Below are 21788 nucleotides of genomic sequence, written 5' to 3' on the forward strand. Positions count from 1 at the left end.
TTCATCAAGCTCTCCGAGGCTCGCATAAGCGCCGCAACAGCTGCACTCGCCGTAGGGTCGGCTCAGGATCACTTCCGTTGCTCACGTCCCGGAGGAACTGCAACCAGGCGCGCTCATTCAATGTCAGGTCGTCCTTCTGGTCATACATGGCACCTACCTCCCGAAGATGGTCTTGATCGCCGTCTCTGACCGGCGGGTCAACCGAGGATCGGCGTTGTTGGTGGCCTTGCGAATTGCTTTCAGCCAGCCAAGTTCATTGGACGTGACAGGTTCTCCGAACACCTCGACAACTGCCTCAGCTGCAGTCAGTCCGATCGATTGCTCAATTGCGAGGCGCATAAGGTAGGCAGCGTCGCATTCCAGAGCTTTCGCCAAAGCCGGGACGCGATCCAATGCCACCTTGGAACTACCTTGCTTGATCATCGTGATCATGTTCGGGCTGACGTATCCCACCTGCGCCGCGATCTCGGCTTGGCTCTTGGTCGGTTTCAGTTCGAGCACCCTCCGTTCGACATACTTCGCCATTCGGGAAGCTTCATACGGTTTTTTGGTCATCGCTATCCTCTTTGAAGTGATGCAGCACGTTCTGCATGTTTTCGTTATAGCGACGGTAAGAATGGGAAATTGAGGCGGGAAGAAATCAGTCAGCTAAAATCTTTAGCCAGTTGGGAACAACTCATTCTGACTCGATCTTTCTATTCGGGCGGAAAAACAGCTGTCATTTTTACTGTTCCATAGACAAAGCTGGTATCGATCGAGGCTATCCCACCGATTGGATGAATTCGGTGACGAATAAATTCCTCGTAGGCCTCGAGATCCGATACCAAAACCCGCAATTGGTAGTCCATTGCCCCGGTCAGCACGTGGCATTCAAGAACTTCATCGATCATCCGAACTCGTTTCTCGAAGTTCTGAACGTCCGTTTCGTTGTGTCGCTCCAATCTGATACGCACGAAGACGGTAATGGCCATCCCATACGCGGCAGCGTCAACGTCGGCGCTGTATCCCTTTATCACTCCTTTGGCTTCTAGGTTTTTGACCCGGCGCAAACACGGTGAGGGAGACAAGTTCACCTCATCGGCAAGATCCTGGTTCGTCATGCGCCCGTCACGCTGCAGCGCTCGTATAATCTGCCTGTCCTTGGCGTCCATTTCACCCTCATTCTTAGCAGAATCTGCCAATATAGATGCTCGGTTTGGTATAATTCGCAACCATTGGTCCAAAGTAAAGGCGCAAACTGGCTTCAACATGAATCAGGAGCTTGCAATGACTCGTTCAACCGGATTTGCCACCCGCGCCATTCACCATGCTTATAACCCTCTGGAAAATGACGGTGCGCTGACACCACCGCTGCATTTGACGTCCACGTTTACCTTTGAAACCGCAGAGGCTGGTGGAGAAATGTTCGCCGGTGAGCGTGAAGGTCATATCTACAGCCGTATTTCAAACCCCACATGCGACCTTCTTGAACAACGTATTGCAGTGCTTGAGGGAGCCGAGGCCGGTCTAGCTCTCTCAAGCGGAATGGGCGCGATTACGGCAGTGCTTTGGACCCTGCTGTCGCCAGGTGATGAAGTCATCGTGGACAAAACGCTCTATGGCTGCACTTTCGCCTTCATGCGTCACGGTTTGGCAAAATGGGGAGTCACGATCACGCACGTCGACATGACAGACCCTGAGAACCTGAAAACTGCCGTTTCTGACAAAACCCGCGTTGTCTATTTCGAAACTCCGGCCAATCCGAATATGCGCTTGGTGGACATCGCCGCGAGCGCCGAAATTGCGCATTCGGTCGGTGCAACGGTCGTCGTCGATAATACCTACGCTAGCCCGTATTTGACCCGCCCGATCGAGCACGGGGCAGATATCGTTCTGCACTCCGCCACCAAATACCTCGGTGGGCATGGCGATGTGGTTGCCGGTCTGGTTGTCGGGTCCGCCGAACAGATTGCTGAGATCCGCCTTGTTGGGATGAAGGACATGACCGGCGCGGTAATGGCCCCTTTCAACGCGATGCTGATCCTGCGTGGTCTGAAAACACTGAACCTGCGTCTGGATCGTCACTGCGCGTCCGCCAAAGTCGTCGCAGGTTTCCTCGAAGCACATCCCGCCGTCGGTGAGGTTTATTTCCCCGGTCTTGAGAGCTTCGCACAGCACGATGTAGCGAAGCGACAGATGTCCGAACCGGGCGCTATGATAGCGTTTGAAATCAAGTCCGGTCTGTCCGGTGGAATTGAATTCATGAACCGCCTGAATATGATCCAGCGTGCGGTGTCATTGGGCGACGCGGAAACACTGATCCAACACCCAGCCTCCATGACTCATTCGACGTATACCCCGGAAGAGCGGGCTGAGCATGGGATAAGCGATGGCCTGATCCGTCTGTCTGTCGGGCTAGAGGATGTCGAAGATATCCTTGCAGACCTAGAGCAGGCTTTGCCCTACCCTGCTCGCAGCGCCGCTTAAAACCGGAGACCACCATGCACATTGATCCCACCCAACTAAAGATCGTCGAACAGCGCCTGCTGTGGTTGTCTCATTGGATGATCCACCATGCCAACCATATCCGACCAAAGGTGGATGGGATCAAGATTGGTGGCCATCAGGCTTCGTCTGCGTCGATGGTATCGATCATGACTGCGCTCTACTTCTCAGCCTTACGCCCTGAGGACCGGGTTGCAGTAAAACCGCATGCGTCGCCGGTGTTTCATGCGATGCAGTATCTCATGGGTAATCAGACCCGCGAGAAAATGGAGAATTTCCGCGGATTTGGCGGTGTGCAAAGTTATCCCAGCCGGACCAAGGACATTGACGATGTTGATTTCTCGACCGGGTCTGTGGGTTTAGGTGTCGCGATCACCTCGTTTGCCTCGATCCTTCAAGACTACATCAAGGCCAAAAGCTGGGGTTCAGACGCGCCAATGGGTCGTATGGTAGCCTTGGTAGGCGATGCCGAACTGGATGAAGGCAACGTCTATGAGGCATTACAAGAAGGCTGGAAAAACGATTTACGAAACACGTGGTGGATCATCGATTACAACCGACAGTCGCTGGACGGTATCGTCAGAGAAGGACTGTTCGAACGGATCGAGAAAATCTTCGATGCATTCAGTTGGGATGTCGTTCGTGTGAAATTTGGTGTCTTGCAACGCGCTGCCTTCGACGAGCCCGGCGGAGACCGCCTGCGTGATTGGATAGACGCTTGCCCCAACCAGGATTACTCCGCTTTGACTTTCATGGGTGGTGCGAATTGGCGACAGCGTCTCATGGACGATCTGGGGGATCAGGGGGATGTGACCGCTCTGATCGATCGGCGAACGGATGCAGAGCTCGCAGCCCTTATGGAGAACCTCGGCGGCAACTGCGTCGAGACCATGGCCCAAACATTTGCCGACATCGATCATGATCGCCCAACATGCTTCCTGGCCTACACAGTCAAAGGATGGGGCACCCCAATTGCAGGCCACAAGGACAACCACGGCGGGCTGATGAACAATAGCCAGTTTGCCGCGTGGCAATCGCATATGGGTGTGCCAGAAGGCGAAGAATGGGAGCCACTTGCGACAGTGCAAGACCCAGACGCGCTCAAGGGTTTTCTGGCCAGCACCCCGTTCTTTGCCAAAGGTCCGCGCCGCTATTTTGATGACAAGCTGGATGTGCCGACAATCGGGATCGACACCAGTCGCGAAATCTCGACCCAGCTGGCGTTTGGCAAGATCCTTGACGATCTTTCAAAAGGCGACAGCCCATTGGCGGAGCGCATAGTGACGACCTCCCCAGATGTGACAGGCACAACAAGCCTTGGTCCTTGGGTGAACCGCCGCAAACTGTTCGCCCGATCCGAGCAAGCCGACGCCTTCATAGAACACCGGATCCCTTCGACGGCGAAATGGGAATTCACGCCGGACGGGCAGCATATCGAGCTTGGTATCGCCGAAATGAATCTCATGTTGCTTCTGGGAGCGGCGGGTCTGTCGCATTCGCTGTTCGGTAAGCGGCTGATCCCAATTGGCACCGTCTATGATCCATTCGTCAGTCGCGGCCTCGATGCGTTAAATTACGCCTGTTATCAGGACGCGCGTTTCATGCTGGTTGGCACACCCTCCGGCGTCACACTTGCACCAGAAGGTGGAGCACACCAGTCCGTTGGCACACCGCTCATCGGGATGAGCCAAGACGGATTGGCCGCTTTTGAACCCGCATTTGCCGACGAGCTGGCGGTGATTATGGAATGGGCCTTCGACTACCTGCAGCGCGATGGTGAAGGGCAGCCCGATGAGCGCACATGGCTGCGCGATGAAACCGGCGGGTCAATCTACCTGCGCCTGACCACCAACCCGATTGAACAGCCTGGAAGGCGTGTCAACGATGAGTTCCGCCAAGGTGCCATTGATGGGGCCTATTGGTTGCGAAAACCCGGACCCAATTGCGAAGTTGTAGTCGCCTATCAAGGAGCAGTCGCGCCGGAGGCAATCAAGGCTGCCGGTATGATTGGTGAAGGCCGTCGCGACATAGGGGTATTGGCCGTGACGTCCGCAGATCGCCTGAATGCCGGATGGACGGCAGCTCAACGAGCGCGTTCTCGCGGCAACCTAGCGGCGCGCTCTCACATCGAAACCCTGATGTCCGACCTTCCGCCGCACTGCAAGCTTGTCACCGTTATCGATGGTCATCCTGCTACTCTATCCTGGCTCGGGTCAGTGCTTGGACATCAGACAATCTCCATGGGCGTCGAGCATTTTGGTCAGACCGGAACAATCGGCGATCTGTATCGCCACCACTGCATTGACGCAGACGCTATCCTGGAGAAAGTGAATGGCCTGACCCATGGCAGAACTCTTCACCGTGCCTAAGTGGGCTGGATCTGGGCAATAATGCATAGAACAAACTAGCACTGAACATAGACCAAGATAACTAGCGGACCATGTAGACAGTGCTCTTAGGTTCAATGAACCTGCCGAACCTGAACTTGGCTGGTTTGATTGGCGATAACGCCTGAAAAACAGGGCTCCTTTGACTAAAAATCAATAACTTGGCCCTCTGCACCGGTCTTCGGGAGGCAGGGGTCGGAGGCTCGAATCCTCTCACTCCGACCAATAAAATCTGATGTCTAATGCAGAGATATTTTGCCTTTTGACCAATTCACTTACTGTTCCGCCACCTAAAGTTGCCTCTGGCACTCTGATTTGCTGCTATTTCAAGCCTTAAATTTGAACAAACGGCCCTGAGCGCACCTATAAGCGCCTACATCCCCAGTCGTAAGCAACGCAAGACCCCCGGCCAAATACGACAATCGCCGAGACAAGCGGCGCAACCGCATTGAGATCAGTTATGGCAGGCTCAAGGAATGGAGGTGCATGGCGACACGCTACGACATTTGTCCCAAGGTCCTTCAATCAGCCATCGCACGCACGGCAACTGTCACTTACTGGTCGTGAACCCTGAGCCTAGTCGTTTACCCAACTCTAAGATCAGAGTCATCGCCATGAGAAGAAAAGCGGTGCCGACAATCCACGCGACCGGGGTGGAGTACATATCAGCGATGGCTCCTGAGAAAACCAGACCCAGCGCTGCCCCCATTTGCTGGATCAACGATCTTAGAGACAGCATTGTGGACCGCTGGCGGTCTTGTACGCAGCTATGCAGAATGCTGCTGGCGGGCGTTTCACTTGCACCAAGGATTACAGAGTACAAGATGAATACAGCCGCAAAACCGATGATGCTGCCTTGTAGTGCCAATGCTATCTGTACACCTGTAAGGCAGGCGAAAATCGCTGCAAGCGTGGCGGCATGCTGGCGTTTAAAAATCCGACTTAGGCGTGGGGAAAGCGACGCGCCAAAGGCGATAGAAAAGAAATAGCTCGCGGTCAGTAGGCCAATGACAGTGTTGGCGTATCCGTCGGCTAACATTGGCTTGGCGTGGGTCGGCCAGATTATTTCAACAGGATTGGTCGCCATAAGGAAGAGCGCAAGCGCTGCCAAAAGTATCGAAAGTGTACGATGCCTTAAGGCTAGAAGGCCAGCGTCTTTGATCACCGATGGGACTTGCAAGAATCCCTGTTTAAGCGCGTTTGTGTTGAGTGGAGACGATGTTTCGACAATGGCAAACATGGTGTAAATGAACACCCCAAGCATCACACAAAAGCTTGCCGCGTAGGACACGTCATAGATGCTAAATCCAAGTCTCTCTGCCACCGAACCAAAAACGTCCGGCAAAAAACCTCCAATGACGGCCCCAATGGCTAGGCCCATAGCATTGGCCCATTGAGCTTTGGCGAGAGCGGGTTGAATGTCCACATTTGGCGCAGCCACTTTGAATTTTTCAACAAACCATGCATCGAGCGTGCCCGACCGAAGTGCGCGCCCAAACCCGATGAAGGCAAAAGAAAGAGCCAAGACGAAAAAATCGGTCGAGGATAGGAAAAGCGCCAGCGATATCAAGCTTGCGATCACTGCTGCCATAAACACCGGCTTGCGTCCAATGTTGTCGGCCAATCCACCAAACGGCAGTTCCATCGACATTGTGGTCAGCGAGTAGACACCGAAGAGAAGGGATATCTCAAAGAGGTCCATCCCTCGGTCCGTGAGTGCCAGCGCAACTACCGCCACTGTGAGGCCCATAGCAAAGCGATCTAGAAACTGTTGTATCTGAAACACCCGAACATGCCGACGCGCCGCATCCGTCAGTGAATTGAAAGAGAATTCTATTTCGTTCGTCATACTCGCAGCTTCGGTGCTGCCACCACCAAACACAATACCTTGGCGACGCTGGTGCTATCGTGCGCGTCAATGCAGTCATTCGAACAAGAGCAGATAAAGTTGGGAAAGTCCGCACTGCCGCTGGACGTCTAAGTCGCCGCATGGGTCCGGCCTCGGTCGAACTCTCCCTCCTGCGGCAACAAGTGACGACGCGATCCGCACCCGGGTGGGGGACGTGATCCGTGGTTACGATTGGCCTGGCCGCTACAATGGCCGTGTTCTGCGCAACACGTTCATTGAGATATGGCACTGACCGGAGAGCGCCTTGAAACTGGAAGCTGGCGCTGAAGCCCTGAAATGGGCCGCTGCTCAGTATGCTGGCGACCCAAATGTGGCGACCGCCTTTATCGGCGAGGGCATCGGTCTGATCAGTTCGGCGCTGGCTCGCTGCGCTCCGCGTCCCGGCAGGAGTGTGGTAATCGAGAAAAGGCAGGTTTTCCTATGCTGGAACAATCGGTGCCGCTCTCGATTGTTCCCGGACCCGCGTGCATCAGCAGGCAGGGTACAGACCAATCTTGTTCATATAGAGTTGTATTTCCTCTTGCCATTCTGCGAGGTGACGAGCCTAACTTGCGCTCAGTAAATCTGGGTTAATCCGCAATGGCCTCAATGCCGACCTTTGATGCAGAGCAAATGCGTTTGAGTTTGCGCTTCTCAACATGCAGATTCGGTTCTTTCCCAGCATTCCCATTCCAGACATACGAGCGAAGTAGAATTTGAGATGACCACTTCCGCAGGGCTGACCGCCGTCCATTTCGTAACATCGAACAGTTAGTTCGTCGATCAGCAGGATCTTACAGACCTTGGCAGTTATCTCTCAGATCGATTTTCGAATGGTAATGTCAACTGGCGATTTGTCGTAAGATGGGACAACCGCGCGCCTAAAACCTCTTCTGCCTTTAAGATTACTGACGCCGAAGCACGGGCGTCCTCACCTGCGTCATGGTGATGAAACTCAAGGCCGAGATGTTTCTTGAGGTTTGCCAGCCCGTGGCCACCGGCCCCCTTCAATGATGGCCATGCTTGACGGGCAATCGCGACACTATTCGTCCAATGCGACGTGATCATTGGCAGGCCATACCGGGCGCAAGCTGCCGTCATCGCCTTTTCATCAAACGTACTGTGTTGCACGAGGCTGTGCGTGTTCAGGATCTCGAACAAGGACGCATAGACCGTTGGGAATGTCCCAGTCCCCTTCACGGTTTCGGCGGAAATCCCGTGGAGCTCAGTATTGAAAGCCTCGAACGGTCCCTCTGGGTCAATCAGGACAGAATAGGTCTGCATAAGACCTGCGTCGCTGACAAAACAAAGCCCGATCTGACAGATGCCACTGATAGATCTTCCTGCCGTTTCGACGTCCAGTGCAATAAAGCGAAATGGACCGGCAGGCGGCGCATTAAGATGCCCGAATCTGTTCAACATGTTCACCGTTTGGGCACTCTACATCTGTCGGATTTCCTTACCCTTCGCTGCTAGATCAACAATTGGGATACCTACTTTTCGTGGATCAAGTTAGTCTTGGCAAGCCGTTCGCGATATCAAAGAAAGCAATCTGTCTGCATGACGCTTCACTCACGGCCCATTCCGGACATCCGCCACAGGGTCGGGCGCCACGCCCCAGCTTCACCAACCGGATGGGGTGGATGGCTCCTGCTCCAAGCGTCAGCACCGTACTGACGTCTCAAAACTATCGCTAGATCAAGCGGCCGTTGTCAGCAGGCATCTTTGCTGATGCATCGGACAGCTTCGAGCTCAAACCGGAAATTCTTATAGAGTTGGAAGCCGTACTGCTTTCTAAATCGCAATCAATGATAGAAAGTCTATTCCACGTTCGAAAGTCCACCAACTTGCGATAGCTGCACATCCGATTGCAATCGAAACTCTCAACGACATTTCAGGTTTCGGGCCTAGCCTCGCGAAGAAGTGCAGCAATGGCCAGATCACAAGAACGATAGCAAGCTGACCAACTTCGACGCCTACATTGAACGCCAGTAAGCTCTGCCAGATATTGGGCGACGTCACCTGAAGTATTTCATGTAAAACAAAACTGAAGCCCAAGCCGTGAAGAAGACCCATAAGCACCGTTACAACAAAGACCTTTTTGTTAGAGTTCTTTTCCTGCTCATTCCGCCTAACGGCCAGAAATGCCGCGTAGACGATGGACAAGGCAATCCCGGTTTCGACAAATGGCACAAACCAGGCTCCTGACGGCACATATCCAAAAAAACCAAGGGACAGAGTTACGCTATGGCCGACCGTAAAGCCGGTGACTCGCCACAGCAGTGCGCTTAATCCGGGGGCACCAATCACCAGACAGACGACAAATAGCACATGGTCGACGCCTTCCAGGATGTGTCGCAAGCCTTCCCAAACGAAAGTTACGATTCCTGAAAACCAGGACCTGGAAACCTGAACAGGATCTTCCATCAGGCCTCGGGTTCGAAAGACAAGCGGATCGCCAGATCCATAATCCAGAATGAGATTGGCGGTCATTTCCTGATCAGGCAGGCCTGGGTCCAAAGAACTGGAGATGGCATAGGAGGTAGGCGCACTTCCCAATTCATACCAGAGTGTGACATCCACAATAACGTCACCAACATAAACTGGCGGGTCATCCTGTATGGTCGTTCCAGCAGATACAGATTGCTGGGCTTCGCTCAGTGTCGCAAAACCCGGCTCCTCACCTACTTTGTGGATGGTCACGGATTCAACGTCGCCCTGAAGGCGCGTCCCTGAGATTTCTATGATCGTACCCGTTTCAGCGATGTGCCCAAGGCCAAGCAGGTTTTCAGCGATTTGTGAGGTATCGACAAAATGAACCACTTGACCATCCTCAAGGGTATTTGTCGTGAAAGGAGCTGCTTCAGGAAGGCCGTCCTCATCCTTTTTGCCGATTTTGTCCGCCACAAGATAGGGCATGGGCGTTCGCAAATGGATGCGCAGACCGTCTTTTGTGTGTTCTACATGAAAAATACGAACGTTAAGGTTCAGCAGAAAATGCGCCTGGCTTGCGACCGCGGCCAAGATCAAACTGGTCGTTATCCAAATCAACAACACCTTGTTCAGTCGGTTAAACATCCGGTGCGCGCGCCTCCATTACAGTGATACCCGTAAGCTTCCAAACGCCTCTTTCGGGACGGAACTCGACCCTTGCCCGATACTCCACCCGACGACGATGATCATGGCCCCAGTGACCCGCTCGGGCGTCTACAATCCACTTGGCAACCCCTTCGAAAGCACCGGTTATCTTAGTGTCACCTTCCACGATTGCGACATCGGTCACTTCGGCGATCTGCGCGCGGCTTCCGCCAGGCACACGAATGGCAAGGTTTGTTTCGAGTTCGGCAGCAACGTCTGCGAGGGCCGTGTTCCTGACAATTGGCTCTAGCGCTTTGCGACGTGCTTCTGGTGAGACCTCAAGCGCGGCCACATACGAGTTCGCCAAAAGTAGGGAAAAAGCTTCAGAAGCCATCTGTTCTCTGGATTGACCAGCTATTGGGTTTTGAAACGGCATTTGCATTTCGTGTCGAAGGGCGACCCCTGCAACTAAGCCGCCAGCAGACAGAAGGGCAAACCCGATCCGCCGGCGTGTCCGGGATGACAAAAGCGCGGCCATGCCTGCGCCAAGCGCCAGAACGACAGCCAGTGCGGTCCAGATCGGCAGAAAGACAACCCCCGCCACCTGTACCGGCGTAACTTCGGGGTCGACGTGGCGTTTCAAATGGTTGATCCAATCTACCTCTGGATCTTCCGGGGTGGCCCAGTCCAGGAAGGGACCGGCAACATCCGTCAACGTTACAGGCACATGCTGAATGGTATGGTCAAACATATCCCATGTGACGGACGCCTCTTTGGGCAATGCCGAAATCGGATAGGACAATATCAATCCTGCAAAAGTCGTATCGGTCAGAAGTGTTGGGGAGCCCTCGACAACCTGAACTCCTCCCTCGTTCAGCGTCAGAAATGCGCCCCGGACAGAGGCGGGCTGAACTTGCTCCCCCCCGATGGTAACTGGGTTACGGGTTTCGAACGCGTTCAGCGCGGCGTTGAGTATTGCTCCCTGCTGAGTTGGGTCCAACCAGGAGCCCGTGCTCAGGTCCGTGTCTATCCACGGCGCAAGTTCCCGCAGCCGGATAAGGACTTCGTGGCGAATTTCGCGTGGTGCCACGTACAGAAAAGACGTTATGCCGCTTTGAGCCGCCCGATTGAGATTCGCGTTGGTGAACGCGCTGAACCATGGATCGGACCAGTCAATCTCAAGTCGCGCATTACTGTCTAAGTAACTGAACCTTGTGACTGGGACGGCGCGATCAAAAACCATGAAACCGATTGATGTGGCGGGCTTATCCTCTTTGGGTGCCGGGGGGCGAAGGATCAGGGTCTCGGGGCGCGCGCCGTCAAAGCCAAAGAAAGCTTCGATGTAGATAACCTGCGGATTTCCAGGAGGGGCAGGAATTGTGCGCCCGGTAATTGGATCGGTTCTTCCTGCCAGCGGGGATGCACGGTCAACTCTCTCACGGTGCTCGGCAGTCATAAATTCGAAAGAAAGAGGTGAACCGTCGGTGCGGAAAACCGAAATGCTTTCAGCTTCGCTGCCAATCGCAGCTTTACGTGCGGCCGCTGTTGGGTGGAAATCCTGCAAAAGCTCGGCAGGCATAAATACCTCAAAGCTTTCAAAATCCTCGGGGTAGACTTCCAGCGTAAGACGGACGCCGTCGTTTTCCACCCGGAAGACTGCGATATTTCTAGCGACTTCCGCTCCGCTATACGGGATGACGTCACCTTTTGCAGAGCTGCCCATTATTATGGCAGTGAACAACATCAGAAGGCATCGGATTTGGATCAACAATTTGGCCAGCGTCCTTCGCGGCGTCATCCTAGGTACAGAAGCTGTGTCAATTCCGTCTTGTGCGGCTCATTAGCGAGCCGCGCCAAAACGTGTCACTTATTCAGTTTTGATCCGGCATAGGCGGTGGCGTGTAACCGTCCCATTTACCTGCTTGGACCTTGTCCGACGGTTCTTTTTCCTTTGAACGCTGTGCATTGATGTACTCGTCGCTTACTGCGGGCGGCAACGCATAGTCATCTACGCTCGCCTCGCGTACGACAATCTGGTCTTTGGTTACGTTGATCACCTGAAGATCACGTGCCAGAGTGAGCGGTCCATCGTAAGTCGACCGTACTCCTTCCAGAATCGCCTGATAGTTTTCCGGCGAAAGCACGGAGTGATATCCCAAAGCCATACGCGGTTCGACAGCAGACATTACCTTTCCGAATGCTGCAGGCTCAGAATGGACGCGCGTGGCGACATATGTTGCTTGCGTCATGTCCCAGCCAAAGTACGGTGCCAGCGCTTCTGGTGGCAGGAAAGCCTCGTGCGATGCGATATCTGCACCTTTGGCATACTCGACATACCACTTGTTTGGATAGGTATCTCCGCCGAAAACGTATTTCAGCCCATTCCACTCAAGGGAATAACTGACTGAACCGTCGAGGCTATGGATCGCAGGCCAGGAACGAATGGTGACGCCGTTGTCTTGATAAACGATCTCGTTTTCCTGCATGTAGTCGAATTCGGTGACTTCAAGCTTGGCGCCCTCATCCGGCAACGCACCCGTACGTGTGGCAAGGTCCCACGCATAGGCTTTTGACATACCCTCTACGTAGGCTTTGGTACCAAGCTCATCTTCTGATCCCGAAGGGCCAAAGATATGAAGCGGTGTGTACCGACCTGATAACCAGCCACCAACGTGCAGCCCCATAAAGTCCCCGACATGATCAACGTGCAGGTGGCTGAAGAAAACTTTGTCAATTTTCGAAAAGTCTGGGCGCAGCGAGAACAAGTTACCCGTTGATCCGGTGCCAACGTCGAACAGAAAAACGTCACCGTTGCCCAATTCCACATAAAACGAAATTGAGACGGCAGCCTTTGTCTGGTTTGGCATCCCTGTCCCTAACGCGGTTATCCGCATCTCGTCTTCGCCGAGAATTTCAGTATTGGGAAAATAGGAAGCTGGATAAACACCATCTTCGATGGGGGCGGCCGTTCGACCCGTGGGCAACATGTTCTGCGCTGTGGCGGTTCCTGCGACCGCAATCCCCATTGCAAAAAACAAGACCGTTGCGGAATTGAGCAAGCTATTCATAGTTCCCCTTCCATTCTGAAGTATTCATTCAGCACACAAATTCGTGAGCCCCCCATTCTCCGTAGACATCTCTACGGTAGGTCCATAGACTGGTCTATGTCAATAGAGGTGTCTATGGAAGCTGAGCCAAGGATAATTGAAAAACGGGAAAAAGCGTCACGGGAAGACTGGCTTCTTGCGACGCTGGACGTTCTGAGAGAGCGTGGAATCGAAGGTGTAAAAGTTGTTGCTATTGCACGCAGGCTTGGCCTGACGAGTGGGAGTTTTTACTGGCATTTTCGAAACCTAAAGGATCTTCTCGACTCGGTTCTGCTGTTTTGGGAAGACGCTCTGACTGGACATATTATTGAAGACGCAATTCAGTTCGAGGGACCGCCAGAAGAGCGGATAAGGCACTTAATGCATCAGGTTATCCGCGAAGACGCATCCAGGCCGGATGGAGCTATCGCGGTCTGGGCAAAATCCGATGCTGACGCCGCACAATGTTATAAGCGTGCTATGAAGCGGCGATTTGAGTTTTCTGCATGGTTATTCGAAGAGCGCGGTTTTGCGCCCCTTGATGCTGAGATTCGAGGCCGGATGATGGTCATGACCCTTATGGGTGAGACAACGAACAACCTGCATCTGCAAAAAGATTGGCCAGATGTAATTGATCGGCATTGGCGAGTTTTGGTGGGTAAATAGATTCCCGCCAATTGGGTTGAACAAACGCCATTTTCTATCAGTATTTCGCGATTGCCTCCGTACTGATTGAGGTATTGATTTTGTACACATTTGCGCCACACACAAGGCCCCTGCGCGATCGCTCCGAGCCCATCGACAGGTGTTCGATTTCGAGCTGAAGGTTTTTCGTAGTACCCTTATCGAAATCAGAAGATTTTGGGGGGACTACGTGTGCGATTGAATCTGATAACAACTCTCGGTCTGGCTTTTACTTCGATATGCTCCCCAGCGGCTTCTGACAGTTCGTCAGAATCACGAAAGTTCTATTATCCGAATACCGAACCACTTGGTGAAGCGGAGATGCGCGTTGTCTCGCTGGGCACCGGGACACCCAATTTTCGACACTCCCAAGCGTCTGCATCATGGTTGGTCGAACTTGGAAACGGTGACAAGTTTCTGTTCGACGTCGGGACTGGTTCGTTAGCAAATTTGGCCGCCTTGGAAATTCCGTACACGTTTCTCGACAAAGTGTTCATCAGCCATCTGCACGTGGATCATATCGGAGACCTGGATGCGCTTTTTGTCGGCGGATGGGTTTCCAACCGGACTGTACCTTTACGGGTCTGGGGGCCAAGTGGCTTGGAACCGGAGTATGGAACCACGGCGGCAATGGACGGACTTCAAAAAATGCTGGCGTGGGACGTCGCAGGTCGTCGCGGAAACATGCCCTCGGCAGGAGGGCATTTAAAAGTGACTGAGTTCGACTATTCGAAGACGCAGGTGGTTTATGAGAACGACGGTGTGATCATACGGTCCTGGCCCGCGATACACGGCATTGACGGCTCTGTGTCATACAGCTTGGAATGGAACGGGCTTAAGTTTGTCTATTCGGGTGACACCAACCCAAACAAATGGTTCGTAGAGAACGCCAAGGAGGCTGATCTCGTCATCCACGAATGTTACCTGACGGTACAACAGTTTATTGATAAAAAGAACTATGATCCCGAACGCGCCCGTTTGGTTGCAACGGTAATTCACACGCCACCGGATGCGTGCGGCAAGTTATTCTCGACAATCGAGCCGCGACACGCGATTGCCTATCATACATTTGCCGATTTCGATATCGCCCCAGATACAATCGCGGCAATTCGAATGACCTATGACGGGCCGCTCACTTTGGCTCAGGATATGCTCGTCTGGAACATATCGACCCAGTCCGTAACCGTTCGAGAGGTAATAGGATCAGACAATCCGTTGCCAGTTGACCCCCCGACAGCCGCCGGACCTCCTGACCCAAGCGAGCGAACAGAATTGTCAGAATGGCTCAATGCAGGCCGCCTCGACCTTAGCCAGGACTAACCGGCGAGAAACAAGTCTTGCCAGATTAGGTTTGAGAGATCGGAAAAGCCAAATACTTGAGGTGAAACCCTTTTGTTGGTGCTCGGAACGATTTCGCGTTGTCCGCTCCTCGATTGCCAGACCAGATCTCGGCGAAAGATCGGTTTGTATTCAGCCAGAGTCGGCTTGATTAAACCACCGGCCTTGGGAAACCTGCCGCGCCGCCGAATGATCGCTGCCACGAATACGAAGGTTTCTTTGCCTAGGCGATAGCTGCACCGGCAAAAGGCAGCAAAGTCCGCGACATGTGAACTCGGCCTCTTGTCCTTGCCGCGGCCCGCATGAAAGGCTGGTCTACTCGCTGCGCGGCGGCACCAAATCTATCGCCCACGCGACATTTCTGCGCTGCGAGCGCACGCAGTGAGAAAACGGAATTCACAGGTTGGGCTCGCAACCGACATTCGATTATTTCACTCTGACAATTGACGAGCACTTGGCGGCCAAAGTCGGCAATGAGCTGTACAGCGGCCTAATCCACCCGCAGCTACCGGGTCACTCGGCAATGACCGACTAGGGCTCTTTTGACACCTTCGCCGCCGCTTCGATGAAGGGCCGGTTTTTGTTTGGATCAGAGATGCTTGATGTTTGGGTCAAAATTGAATTACGTAATTTTCTTGTTTCCTGAAGTTTTGACAGCCAAATAAGTCAAAGGTTCGAGACGCTCCACAATAAGGGCACATAATCGATGCGCGTTGAATTTGGTGAATTCGCACAGATCCTGACCTATGACGATCTGCCGGATGCGGTTCTTGAAACGCTACGGCGTAGTTTTACCGATACAATGGGTGTTGCCGCGATTGGCTCAACAACCCCCTTGTCTGGCATCGTCAGACGCGTCGCTCCGATGATTTTTGGTGGGGGCAGTTCTGGCGCTGTCCCGATGCTGATGGATGGGCGCACCGTCAGCCCGGTGGGTGCCGCAATGGCTGGGGCCTTCACCATTGACAGTGTTGACGCGCATGACGGCACAACCCCATGTAAGGGCCATGCCGGATCAGCGGTTTTCCCGGCATTGGTTGCAATGGCGCAGGCGCAGGCCGAAAGCGGGCGGCCCCTTGATGGTAAACGATTTGCCGAAGCGCTGGCAGTTGCCTACGAGATCTCTTATCGGGCCGGTCTCGCGCAGCACGCAACCTGCGCAGATTATCACACGTCCGGCGCCTGGACCGCTGTTGGCGTTGCTGCAGCTGGCGCAAAGATGCTTGGCGGTGACGCCGAACACATACGTCATGCGGCAGGTATCGGCGAATACCATGGCCCGCGAAGCCAGATGATGCGTTGCATCGATCATCCATCGATGGTGCGCGATGGCGTTGGCTGGGGGGCTCCAAGCGGTGTGACCGCCGCCTATCTGGCGGTGGAAGGGTTTACCGGCGCGCCTGCTTTGACCTGCGAAGGCCCCGATGCAACTGCGTTTTGGGATGATCTGGGGCAAGGATGGCGCGTGGTCGATCACACGCATTACAAAGCCTATCCGTGCTGTCGCTGGGCACACCCGTCACTGGATGCGGTAAGCGACATCATGCGCGAAAATGCGTTGCACCACAGTCAGGTTACTGCCGTTGAAATTCGTACCTTCCATTATGCAACCCGGTTGGCAGGGCACGAGCCCAAATCCCAGGATGAATTTGCATATGCCGTCGCGTTTCCTGTGGCGGCGATGATCGTGCGCGGACAAGTTGGAGTGGATGAGCTGACTACAGACACGCTGAATGATCCCGAGATCTTGCGGATCAGCCGCGCAACCACGTTGATCGATGATGATGAGATGACCCGGATCAGCACGGACAAACGCTGGGCGCAGGTGACAGTGATCCTGAACGATGGCCGCCGAATTGAAGATGCTCCGCGCACGCCACGAGGAGATGCGGATCTGCCATTAAGCGACGTTCAGATTTCGGAGAAGTTCCACTTGCTGGCCGATCCCGTATTGGGCAAAGCCCGAGCGGACGAAATCGAAAATCTCTCGGGCAGTTTTGACAGCCTTACGGAATCAGAACTGACCCATCTTTTCACCCTTTGCACCAAGCAGGTGTAATCTCATTTCTGGCCATTCAATTTAAGTCAGAGAATCAGCTCATGAACGTAGTTGAGCAGAGAAGAGAATGGAGGTTTTGAGCCAACATTTTTTGACCGATTCCGCCTGAAAGTGCTTGAAACGGACCTTCACGCCGAAGCCGCAATTGCAATTGCAATTGACTTGGGCAAGGCAGGACTTTTGGGCGAGTAAAGCCCAACGACCCGCTGGAGAATTTCGTACATGTATCCAAAGAAAGCCTTGCTGTGAAAGGGACGCATGACCGCGCCCTAAAGCCCGATTATCTGAGACTCATTGCCCTCTTCGGCATTGTGATCATCAACGTCCAGTACATCGCATTTTCTGCATTGTACGGCTTCACTGAATCCGTCGGAGAGACCTTTGGCGATGAGGTAGTCCTTTGGCTTATCAATGGGTTGGCCCTACTTAAAACCTACGGCCTGTTTTCTTTTCTGTTTGGGGTTGGACTTGGGTTTCTGATGGGTTCCGCGGAACGTCGTGCCTTGCCTTTTTGGCCACCTGTATCGCAATCGGATGATCGGCCTATTACTCTTGGGGATCGCGCATGGTTGCTTGTTTTTTTCCGGCGACATCCTTGTGATCTATTCTATCACTGGCTCTGTCCTGTACTTTTTTCGCAACTGGGCGGCGACACGACTTGCAAAAGTTGGGGCTGCTTTGCTTATTCTTCAGTTGGTCGTCGGGCTCCCTTTGCTCTTTGCTCCATCCGAAACGCCTGCTGAGATCTTCCAGTACGAGGAAGAGGCCTTTGGTGAAGGGGGCTTCTTCGATGCTGTGATTTTCAGGAGTATCGGTTTTGCGTTCACGTTACCACTTTTCCTGATCATCCAAGGAATCTCTGCACTTGGTTGGTTTTGCCTTGGTCTGGCGTCAGTGAAGTCGGGCATGATTGACGATGCTTGCCACCGGCTTTGGCAGCGTGCGCGGCGGCTGTGCTTGCTACCGGGGTTGGGTCTCAGCTTGCTGGGGGCTGGTCTATGGCAGTGGGGCCCGGCCGCGACCGGGGCAACCCTGACTATCATTGCCGCACCCATAACAACCTTGGGATACCTCGGTGTGATCGCCTCGATTTCGCGGCCACCTGGGCCGGTCATGTCGCGCGCTCTTGCCGCTGGTGGATCAAGCCTGAGTATCTACCTCGGTCAATCAATTCTGTTGTCGAGCATCTTTTCAGCATACGGGTTGGACTTGTGGAGCGAAGTAAGCCGTGCAACTGCGTCGTCCATCGCAATTCTAGTCACGATCTTGCTGATTGTGGTCCTGACTGTCTGGCGAATTTGGTTCAAATTGGGCCCGATTGAATGGCTATTGCGACGGGTCACCTATGCAGGGACGAGCTCGCATTCATGACACATTGACGGCGAACGCAGACATTCATGCATCTTGCAGCATTGGTCACTTCGGGCTCTCAACTGACCTCGGGGCAAGCGCGGCATCATGCTGGCGGACCCATCTCGCTAAGTCGAGGACGGCCCTTGCTGCCCCCGACGCTGCAGTGCAGCTTCCCCAAGCGGACGTCCGTGCACAGCGCAGCATTTCCCATAATCGGATGGTGGCTCTGCGGACAATAAAGCTGTTTCACCAATCTGTAGGACGCGCACGCATAAGCCTTCCGATCCACCATCGCTCCAAAGTGACTCACCGTCTGTTGGAGATTCAACTGGGCGGTAGAACGATTGCACTGAATGCACTTATCGATCACTCTTTCCTTCGAAACAAAGGGATGCTGTTGATGGAGAAACACAAAAAGTTAACTCTTGATCCGAACGATTGGGAGGCCAGCCGCGCACTCGCGCACAGGATGGTTGATGAGGCCGTCGACCATCTAAAACAGGTGCGAGAGCGCCCTGTTTGGAGTTCCATGCCCGACAATGTCCATGCCACCTTCCAGTCTGGTTTGCCGGACCATCCCTCGTCTCTGGAACAGGTCTACGATGAATATCAGGCGACCGTGCGTGCGTATCCCATGGGCAATATCCATCCACGTTTCTGGGGTTGGTACATGGGTGCCAGCAATTTCACTGGTGCTTTGGGTGATTTTCTCGCGGCCGTAGAAGGCAGTAATCTTGGGGGTGGCAACACAGGTGCGGCGCAGGTCGAACAGCAAGTTATTGATTGGCTGAAAGAAATTGCGGGATTTCCCAAGAATACGAGTGGGACTCTGACCAGCAGTGGGTCAATGGCAAATCTTGTGGCGCATACTGTGATCCGCAATTTTACCGCCGGGTATGATGTGCGCCAGGATGGTATTGCCGCGCTGGATAAACCACTTAGGTTTTACGCCTCTGATCAGGTCCATAGCTGTCACCAGAAGGCGTTGGAGACGCTGGGCCTTGGCGCGAAAGCCCTGGTGGAAATTGTGAGCGATAACCGCCAAAGAATGCAGCTCGACGCGCTCGAATACGCGATCAGGCAAGATCGCGCGAATGGATTGCAACCTGCTTGCGTGATTGGAACGGCTGGAACGACAAACACCGGGGCGATTGATGACCTGACCGCGATTGCCGACCTGTGTGAGCGCGAGGGCCTGTGGTTCCACGTTGACGGATGCATCGGCGGTGTATTGCGCCTTGCCCCCGAGCACGCTCATCTGGTCGCCGGGATCGAACGTGCCGGTTCCGTTTCCATTGATCCCCACAAATGGCTGCACACACCCTTTGACGCTGGTGCTGTACTGATCAAGGATCCCGAAGCGCACTTCAAGACATTCGAGATGCACGGCCCCTACCTGCAACTCCAGGACCGCGGAATGATTGCCGGGAAGTTCCTTGCAGACTACGGCCTAGACCTTAGCCGTAGCTTTCGCGCGTTGAAAATCTGGATGGCTTTCAAGGAACAAGGGGCGGCAAAGTTCGGGCGTCTCATTGCGCAAGACATAGGCTTTGCACGTTATATGGCTGAACAGGTAGAGGCGCATCCGCGTCTGGAACTTGTCGCTCCTGTAGATCTCAACATTGTTTGTTTCCGGCATCTAGCGGCAGGTGAAGATGCAACCAAAGTACTCAATACCGAAATTATGCTTCGGATTCAGGAGCGCGGGCTCGCTATGCCTTCGGACACCACGGTGCAGGGCAAACATGGGCTTCGCTGCGCGTTCAACAATCACCGCACCCAACGCAAGGACATAGACCTGTTCCTCCGCGATGTGATTCTGATCGCGGAGGAAATTCTGTCGGAACAAACCGCCTAACGCTCTCATTGAAAGCTGTTAAGCATTTGCAAACGCCGTTTGCGGGATCACAGCTGACTTCAGAGCAAGCGCGGCATCTTGCTGGCAGACCTATCTCGCATCCGTTTGGGACGGCAGATTCGTATCTGATACTACGATTTCAATTGCGATCAGAGCTTTGCGACAATCCCTTGGTGACGACGGAAGAAATCAGCGGATTATTCGGACTGCACATGGCCAAGGATTTCGCTTTGTAGCAAAAGTCCTCGAACAGGCGATTGAGAAAAACCAATGGATGGAAGCCAAGGCAGATGTTCCAGAATAACATGATGATATCAGTTACTGCATGACGGACGACGGGGTAAGCCTTGCTTTTTCCATTACAGGTTCAGGTTTTCCCATTGTCAAAGTCGCGAACTGGCTCAGCCATGTGGAATACGACTGGGAAAGCCCTATTTACGCTCTCTTTCTAAAGTTCCTTACAGAAAACAGCGCTCTGTTGCGGTAAGACGAACCTGGCAATGGTTTATCTGATTGGGGCGTATAGGTCCGCTTTAACAGCTCAGCTCCGCCGCTCACCAGTTGCATCGGTTACCCGAGCCAACTGGCGCTTGGGGGTCCCGAAACAGATTTCGGATGAATTCCTACGCCCCCCTATCTCTTTGCAATTGGGTATCTTCGAACCAATCCTGCCGTTCAAATGTCGCTGGCGTTGCGACAAAGCGGCCCGTCAAAGCCTCCGCTTGCCGCAAGAGCAAAATCTGAACGAGTTTGAGTTGGAACTGTCCGGTCCAAGAAGAACCATTCAGGGAAACCGGCCTACGCTCCTCCTGTTCCATTTTCCCTTGGAGGCAGGTTTTTTCGGCTGGGTTGCGGCTGACCCGGCAATTGTGTTGTTCCTGGCAGCCCAGAAATACAAGCGCCAGAGAACCCAACGGCGAAGATGGGGGATTCCACCGACCTGTCACGACGCTGTTTAGGCGGGGACCACAGGGTGCATCCGATCATCTTTCTCGTAAATAGGCCCAGGATACATAACCCTTTAGACTACGCGCGCGATCCAGCGATACTCGGCACCAACGGGTGCCTCCGGTTTGTTCGCAACTGTGAACCCGTAAGGCGGTTCCATTTGGAAGCCCAACGATCACATTAAAGCCTGTTCCTGGTCCAGCACGCATCTTCAGCATGTCACCCTCTTCAACACCAAAAACCTCGTATCTTCCGAGAGGGGCCGCCGCTGTAGGCTCAGTATTCATAAAGAGCCCTAGAACAAAAGCCGCTAATGGGATGAAGATTGCACGACTCATCGGGTATTCCTGCTTGTTGCCTCAAACACCATCTTAACGAGCCAATTCAGCAAGAGGAACAATCCAAAGGCATAACTTTGCGAAGCCACCCTGGACCCGAGGCCGGGTCAGCCAAAACAGCGCTTCGCAAGGGCGAAACGGGACTTTGGTCTACTGATGCTCTTCCGGCACCCAATCTTCGGCTTTGTTGTTCCATAACCTGTTGGGATTGTCTTCGTCCATTCCCCGGATATGGAGCGTCCGCGCGCACGGCACAACGAATACTACCGGCTCCTTCGTAGGGGTGA

Annotated in this window: 17 protein-coding genes and 1 pseudogene; 10 read left to right on the top strand and 8 right to left on the bottom strand. The window is 53.7% G+C overall.

The features are described 5' to 3' along the window. Positions 1-153 precede the first annotated feature (153 nt). Together AC2FJZ_RS04565 and AC2FJZ_RS04570 are read right to left on the bottom strand one after the other, a co-directional pair. On the bottom strand, positions 154-555 hold the full coding sequence (locus AC2FJZ_RS04565; RefSeq protein ID WP_496668143.1) for a helix-turn-helix domain-containing protein: 402 nt from the start codon (positions 553-555) through the stop codon (positions 154-156). Between the two features lie 140 nt (positions 556-695). After that, on the bottom strand, positions 696-1151 hold the full coding sequence (locus tag AC2FJZ_RS04570; RefSeq protein ID WP_496776220.1) for an Lrp/AsnC family transcriptional regulator: 456 nt from the start codon (positions 1149-1151) through the stop codon (positions 696-698). 115 nt (positions 1152-1266) lie between these two features. Between AC2FJZ_RS04570 and AC2FJZ_RS04575 the strand changes: the two genes are divergently transcribed. From AC2FJZ_RS04575 to AC2FJZ_RS04585, 3 genes and pseudogenes are all read left to right on the top strand, one after another. Beyond that, the gene (locus AC2FJZ_RS04575; RefSeq protein WP_496776221.1) at positions 1267-2466 is read left to right on the top strand and encodes a methionine gamma-lyase; all 1200 of its coding nucleotides are present in this window, start codon (positions 1267-1269) and stop codon (positions 2464-2466) included. A 14-nt stretch (positions 2467-2480) separates the two neighbouring features. Then, positions 2481-4853: a thiamine pyrophosphate-binding protein gene (locus AC2FJZ_RS04580; protein WP_496776222.1), complete on the top strand. Its 2373-nt coding sequence runs from the start codon at positions 2481-2483 to the stop codon at positions 4851-4853. A gap of 395 nt (positions 4854-5248) precedes the next feature. Then, positions 5249-5438 (top strand): annotated as a pseudogene (locus AC2FJZ_RS04585) (transposase); the annotation flags it as partial. Here the strand turns inward: AC2FJZ_RS04585 and AC2FJZ_RS04590 are convergent. From AC2FJZ_RS04590 to gntH (AC2FJZ_RS04610), 5 genes are all read right to left on the bottom strand, one after another. Continuing rightward, positions 5422-6720 (bottom strand): MFS transporter, encoded by a 1299-nt coding sequence (locus AC2FJZ_RS04590; protein ID WP_496776223.1) that lies wholly within the window; start codon positions 6718-6720, stop codon positions 5422-5424. The pseudogene AC2FJZ_RS04585 and the gene AC2FJZ_RS04590 overlap by 17 nt on opposite strands. Before the next feature lie 849 nt (positions 6721-7569). Continuing rightward, on the bottom strand, positions 7570-8181 hold the full coding sequence (locus AC2FJZ_RS04595; RefSeq protein ID WP_496668155.1) for an exonuclease domain-containing protein: 612 nt from the start codon (positions 8179-8181) through the stop codon (positions 7570-7572). Positions 8182-8553: 372 nt separating this feature from the next. Next, positions 8554-9837, bottom strand: coding sequence for a HupE/UreJ family protein (locus tag AC2FJZ_RS04600; protein ID WP_496776224.1), 1284 nt, complete (start codon positions 9835-9837; stop codon positions 8554-8556). Then, complete coding sequence (locus tag AC2FJZ_RS04605; RefSeq protein WP_496776225.1) at positions 9830-11485, bottom strand: MHYT domain-containing protein; 1656 nt, start codon at positions 11483-11485, stop codon at positions 9830-9832. Before AC2FJZ_RS04605 ends, AC2FJZ_RS04600 begins: the two co-directional genes overlap by 8 nt. A gap of 223 nt (positions 11486-11708) precedes the next feature. After that, positions 11709-12905 (bottom strand): guanitoxin biosynthesis MBL fold metallo-hydrolase GntH, encoded by a 1197-nt coding sequence (gene gntH / locus AC2FJZ_RS04610; RefSeq protein WP_496776226.1) that lies wholly within the window; start codon positions 12903-12905, stop codon positions 11709-11711. A 114-nt stretch (positions 12906-13019) separates the two neighbouring features. Between gntH (AC2FJZ_RS04610) and AC2FJZ_RS04615 the strand changes: the two genes are divergently transcribed. From AC2FJZ_RS04615 to AC2FJZ_RS04645, 7 genes are all read left to right on the top strand, one after another. Next, positions 13020-13589: a TetR/AcrR family transcriptional regulator gene (locus tag AC2FJZ_RS04615; RefSeq protein WP_496776227.1), complete on the top strand. Its 570-nt coding sequence runs from the start codon at positions 13020-13022 to the stop codon at positions 13587-13589. Between the two features lie 210 nt (positions 13590-13799). After that, positions 13800-14927: a guanitoxin biosynthesis MBL fold metallo-hydrolase GntH gene (gene gntH / locus AC2FJZ_RS04620; protein WP_496776228.1), complete on the top strand. Its 1128-nt coding sequence runs from the start codon at positions 13800-13802 to the stop codon at positions 14925-14927. A gap of 724 nt (positions 14928-15651) precedes the next feature. Next, positions 15652-17004, top strand: a complete 1353-nt coding sequence (locus tag AC2FJZ_RS04625; RefSeq protein ID WP_496776229.1) for an MmgE/PrpD family protein — start codon at positions 15652-15654, stop codon at positions 17002-17004. Positions 17005-17249: 245 nt separating this feature from the next. Next, the gene (locus tag AC2FJZ_RS04630) at positions 17250-17747 is read left to right on the top strand and encodes a hypothetical protein (protein WP_496776230.1); all 498 of its coding nucleotides are present in this window, start codon (positions 17250-17252) and stop codon (positions 17745-17747) included. Between the two features lie 163 nt (positions 17748-17910). Next, complete coding sequence (locus AC2FJZ_RS04635) at positions 17911-18375, top strand: DUF418 domain-containing protein (protein WP_496776231.1); 465 nt, start codon at positions 17911-17913, stop codon at positions 18373-18375. A gap of 373 nt (positions 18376-18748) precedes the next feature. Further along, positions 18749-20215 (top strand): pyridoxal phosphate-dependent decarboxylase family protein, encoded by a 1467-nt coding sequence (locus tag AC2FJZ_RS04640; protein ID WP_496776232.1) that lies wholly within the window; start codon positions 18749-18751, stop codon positions 20213-20215. A gap of 46 nt (positions 20216-20261) precedes the next feature. Beyond that, positions 20262-20519 (top strand): winged helix-turn-helix domain-containing protein, encoded by a 258-nt coding sequence (locus tag AC2FJZ_RS04645; protein ID WP_496776301.1) that lies wholly within the window; start codon positions 20262-20264, stop codon positions 20517-20519. 679 nt (positions 20520-21198) lie between these two features. Here the strand turns inward: AC2FJZ_RS04645 and AC2FJZ_RS04650 are convergent. Then, positions 21199-21450, bottom strand: coding sequence for an SH3 domain-containing protein (locus tag AC2FJZ_RS04650; RefSeq protein WP_496776302.1), 252 nt, complete (start codon positions 21448-21450; stop codon positions 21199-21201). Between the last annotated feature and the right edge of the window lie 338 nt (positions 21451-21788).

The sequence above is a fragment of the Ruegeria sp. CDSA079 genome, from assembly GCF_059612245.1.

What these genes read in the sequence shown, in the direction of transcription:
- gntH (WP_496776226.1), bottom strand. Translation starts at nt 12,905, where the DNA reads ATGAATAGCTTGCTCAATTCCGCAACGGTCTTGTTTTTTGCAATGGGG.
- AC2FJZ_RS04635 (WP_496776231.1), top strand. Translation starts at nt 17,911, where the DNA reads ATGATTGACGATGCTTGCCACCGGCTTTGGCAGCGTGCGCGGCGGCTG.
- AC2FJZ_RS04565 (WP_496668143.1), bottom strand. Translation starts at nt 555, where the DNA reads ATGACCAAAAAACCGTATGAAGCTTCCCGAATGGCGAAGTATGTCGAA.
- AC2FJZ_RS04650 (WP_496776302.1), bottom strand. Translation starts at nt 21,450, where the DNA reads ATGAATACTGAGCCTACAGCGGCGGCCCCTCTCGGAAGATACGAGGTT.
- AC2FJZ_RS04625 (WP_496776229.1), top strand. Translation starts at nt 15,652, where the DNA reads ATGCGCGTTGAATTTGGTGAATTCGCACAGATCCTGACCTATGACGAT.
- AC2FJZ_RS04570 (WP_496776220.1), bottom strand. Translation starts at nt 1,151, where the DNA reads ATGGACGCCAAGGACAGGCAGATTATACGAGCGCTGCAGCGTGACGGG.
- AC2FJZ_RS04575 (WP_496776221.1), top strand. Translation starts at nt 1,267, where the DNA reads ATGACTCGTTCAACCGGATTTGCCACCCGCGCCATTCACCATGCTTAT.
- AC2FJZ_RS04580 (WP_496776222.1), top strand. Translation starts at nt 2,481, where the DNA reads ATGCACATTGATCCCACCCAACTAAAGATCGTCGAACAGCGCCTGCTG.
- AC2FJZ_RS04615 (WP_496776227.1), top strand. Translation starts at nt 13,020, where the DNA reads ATGGAAGCTGAGCCAAGGATAATTGAAAAACGGGAAAAAGCGTCACGG.
- AC2FJZ_RS04590 (WP_496776223.1), bottom strand. Translation starts at nt 6,720, where the DNA reads ATGACGAACGAAATAGAATTCTCTTTCAATTCACTGACGGATGCGGCG.
- AC2FJZ_RS04640 (WP_496776232.1), top strand. Translation starts at nt 18,749, where the DNA reads ATGCTGTTGATGGAGAAACACAAAAAGTTAACTCTTGATCCGAACGAT.
- AC2FJZ_RS04595 (WP_496668155.1), bottom strand. Translation starts at nt 8,181, where the DNA reads ATGTTGAACAGATTCGGGCATCTTAATGCGCCGCCTGCCGGTCCATTT.
- AC2FJZ_RS04600 (WP_496776224.1), bottom strand. Translation starts at nt 9,837, where the DNA reads ATGTTTAACCGACTGAACAAGGTGTTGTTGATTTGGATAACGACCAGT.